This is a genomic window from Microcystis sp. M53598_WE2 (assembly GCF_030067735.1).
Taxonomy (GTDB): Bacteria; Cyanobacteriota; Cyanobacteriia; order Cyanobacteriales; family Microcystaceae; genus Microcystis; species Microcystis aeruginosa.
In genome coordinates this window covers 1-3217 of sequence record NZ_JASJFE010000052.1, presented here as the reverse complement: position 1 = coordinate 3217, position 3217 = coordinate 1, and the positions used below count along the sequence as shown (strand labels likewise).

General features: G+C 37.6%; 4 protein-coding genes and 2 pseudogenes. 2 read left to right on the top strand and 4 right to left on the bottom strand.

The genetic code is table 11. The features are described from left to right. Nucleotides 1-266 precede the first annotated feature (266 nt). From PX636_RS01290 to PX636_RS01275, 4 genes and pseudogenes are all read right to left on the bottom strand, one after another. Nucleotides 267-914 (bottom strand): SH3 domain-containing protein, encoded by a 648-nt coding sequence (locus PX636_RS01290; RefSeq protein WP_288115974.1) that lies wholly within the window; start codon nt 912-914, stop codon nt 267-269. A 125-nt stretch (nt 915-1039) separates the two neighbouring features. Then, nucleotides 1040-1561 carry a GUN4 domain-containing protein gene (locus PX636_RS01285; RefSeq protein WP_288115973.1) on the bottom strand — a complete coding sequence of 174 codons (522 nt, stop codon included), beginning with the start codon at nt 1559-1561 and terminating at the stop codon, nt 1040-1042. Nucleotides 1562-1777: 216 nt separating this feature from the next. Next, a pseudogene (locus PX636_RS01280) lies at nt 1778-2182 on the bottom strand (type II toxin-antitoxin system VapC family toxin). Between the two features lie 6 nt (nt 2183-2188). After that, entirely contained in the window at nt 2189-2485 is a 297-nt protein-coding gene (locus PX636_RS01275; protein WP_288115972.1) for a hypothetical protein, read from the bottom strand. A 249-nt stretch (nt 2486-2734) separates the two neighbouring features. Here PX636_RS01275 and PX636_RS01270 point away from each other — a divergent pair, with 249 nt between their 5' ends. Further along, the gene (locus tag PX636_RS01270) at nt 2735-3019 is read left to right on the top strand and encodes a hypothetical protein (RefSeq protein WP_002798158.1); all 285 of its coding nucleotides are present in this window, start codon (nt 2735-2737) and stop codon (nt 3017-3019) included. After that, a pseudogene (locus PX636_RS01265) lies at nt 3012-3217 on the top strand (class I SAM-dependent methyltransferase); the annotation flags it as partial. The gene PX636_RS01270 and the pseudogene PX636_RS01265, both read left to right, overlap by 8 nt.

Genomic DNA, 3217 nt, shown 5'->3' with positions numbered 1-3217 from the left:
TTCTTTCTTCTGGTGTCCCCTAGGTCTGCATACTGTAATTCTTGGGCTGCCCATTTCTCCATTTTTTTGCTTACCTCCACCTTAATTCCTTCTTTCAAAACTATACCTATCAATCGTTTACCCTTTTTTTAAGTTTCTTCTCTTTTTGTTAAGAAAGATCCGACTAATGGATAGCTTTGAAAGGGGAGGTAGGGGGGATACCCAAGAAGTTATTTTTCGATTCTTGATCAGGGGGTATAAACCTAATTTTTCCGTAGGTTAAGTTTTTAGTTTTTACACAAAGAAACATTTTCATTGATGCCAGTTTTCCCCGTTAATATCCAGCCTTCTTGTGGTGATTTTATGGCAACCCAGTTCAGATTATCATTGGTTGTAAAGATTATTAAAGGAAAAAATTCGCCTTTAATCATTTGTCCACTTTTAACGATGCCTAAAGGACGAGAATTAGTGGTAGAGTCTTCATAAATTACTAAGCCATTTTTCACGGAAGGATTAACGCGCAAGCAAGGAATATTTCCTAAAGAGGTGTTATAGGCAGTAACAGTATTTGTGGCTTTGAATTGACCATTTATCCAACAGCCATATTGTATTTTTCCCGAACCTATTTGATTGATGTCATTGTCTAATCTCCACCAGTAGGTTTCTTGTTGTTTCTTCTCTGCATTGGGGGTGTCAACTTCGCCAAAACATAATTGCTGTAATTCTAGTCCTGCTCCCAAGTCCATATTGGAGAAACCGAAATCTATCTTTGCATCGGTTAATTTATCCCAACGTTGCCATAGTGTCCAGCCTGTTTGGGGTTGATTAGTGGAGCCATTGGGATCGCCTATTTCTGCTTGTGTCTTTATGGAGAAAAGGTTGATCAAGCTATAAATTGTTAAACTGAGTAAGCTGGTTTTTACAATGTTGGACATTCTCATCTTGAATTATTGTTTAGTAGATATTGTAGGGTGCGTTAGGCGGCCACTAATTCTGTCAAAAAAAACAAATTTATAATCCGCCGCAACGCACCATCTCCATTATCAATGTTGTTTTCTATTCAACGAATTGTACTACAGGTCACAAGTCTTTGGGCAACTTTATGCACTGCGTTAACCCCAACATCAAAACAATGAGAAAAAGGGAGGTGTCCTTGGGGTGCTGTCATTAAATTAAAGGTAAAGGTATCTGGGTATTCCCAATTCTCCCTCCTCCAGCCGACGCGATAAGCGAACTTCTCCAAAATCCGATGATTATAGTCGAACTCATACAATTCTTTATCCGATGCACTTCTCCACCCCTCACTTCTCTTGAGACTCTCAAGATTTCTTTGCAAAGATGTACCGCCGAGACTCTCATAGATGTCTTTCTGGACACTGAAGCCAAACTTACCCTGACTATAGTGTAGCCAGAGTTGGTTGATAGTCCGTAAATCTTCACAAGGAAGATTATCGAATCCTCTAAGCACTGTTCCTCCAGCGAGTCCACTAATGATTGTATATGTTGTCCTGTCTGCTTCCTCCCACTTTCCTGCTGCTAGTAAGTTATGAAGAAAGTAGTAATTTTCTTTCGTTGTTGCCATGATATATGGACTCCTTATCTTTATATTTGTTCTGATCACTTACAATATCTCAGTTAAACGACAATTCAGAAGCGGGTGCGGCAGGACTCGAACCTGCGACTCGCTGCCTAGAAGTGCGATCGCCGATCTCGTAGGGTGCGTTAACATAGTGTAACGCACCCCTTTACTGACTCAAGCTGTTAAAATATGTCGGATGACTTAAAGATTGTGTTCAATTTATAACTCTACCCAATTCTCTAAACTTAATCCTTCAACTCTCAATAAATCACTGTCATTAGAAACAACAATTAAACTTTTAACTATAGCAGTAGCAGCAATTAAAATATCTTCTGTTTGTATGGGTAATCCTCTTAATCTAAGATGAGCATGAATTTCGGATGCTTTTTATAAAATAGCTAAATCATCTAATAAAATAATTTGATAATCCTGAGAAAGTTTGTTAAATCTTTCTCTTTGTTTAGGTGCAGCAACTGCCAAAAATCCCCTCTTAATTTCACAATAAGTAATGCAACTGATAAAAATACTTTTTCTTTGAGCTTTGACATCTTCAATTTTTTGATAAACTTTAAGATCACGCTTAATAATCAAAGAAACGATATTAGTGTCTAGCAAATAACTCATAATTACCTATTTACGCTTAATTGCTTCATCGAAAATAGCCATTTGTTCAGGAGTAAAATCGCCGCCAATTTTTGACAGGATTTCTGTGGACATAATAAAGCTACAATGCTCTTTCAATTCTGCCTCTGACATAGTGTTAAATTCCTCAAAAGGTAATTTTTTTTCAAATAATTCAACCAAATGTTTCACTATTTCTGAATAATTAAGCTCCTCTTTAAAGAAAGGACGATCTTCCATTAAAATAGAAACAACTTGCTCAATTCTCTTAATCATCGATTTTTGTCTGACATCAGTTGATAACATATTTATGCCACCAGTAAATTTTCAATAATATTTATCAACTGCCAATATATCAAGTTTCTCGTGGTTATGCAACATCGTGAGTTCGATCTCGAATAGATCCCTGTAACGGTGTCTTGAGTGGGATGTATGGCCATTCTCATCGGATGGTAGTTTCTGTCATGTCCGACCTGTTTGGGGTGAAGATGTCTTTATGGTTAAAAGACCCCAGGGGACGCACCTTGTCGGACGAGGACATATCACACTATCCTTATGATAGTAGTAACCTTAGCCGAAACCATGAAAACAATTAGTTTTAAAACCCATGTAGGAGAAGATGGAACATTACAAATATCTTTACCGCCTGAACTTAAAAACACAGATTTAGAAGTTACCTTAGTTTATCAGCCAATATCTCTAAAAGAACAAGAAGAAAAAACTACATTTAGCCAATGGCAAGAAGGCTTTTTTGAAGAAGTAATTGGCGGTTGGGAAGGTGAATTATTAGTAAGAGAAAAACAGCCAGATTATGAGGAAAGAGCGATCGAGAATGATTAAGGATAAAAATCAGCAAACCTATAGAGACCCTAGTATTGTCGGTTATTATGCCCAATTAACCGCGCTACAGCCAGCAGAAAAGACAATTTTAACCCTGCTGCAAGAGCGTTTATCAACCATGAAAATGCTTGATTTAGGGGTAGGTGCGGGACGGACTACGAAGTATTTTGCCCCTCTTGTGGGAGAATATATCGGTGT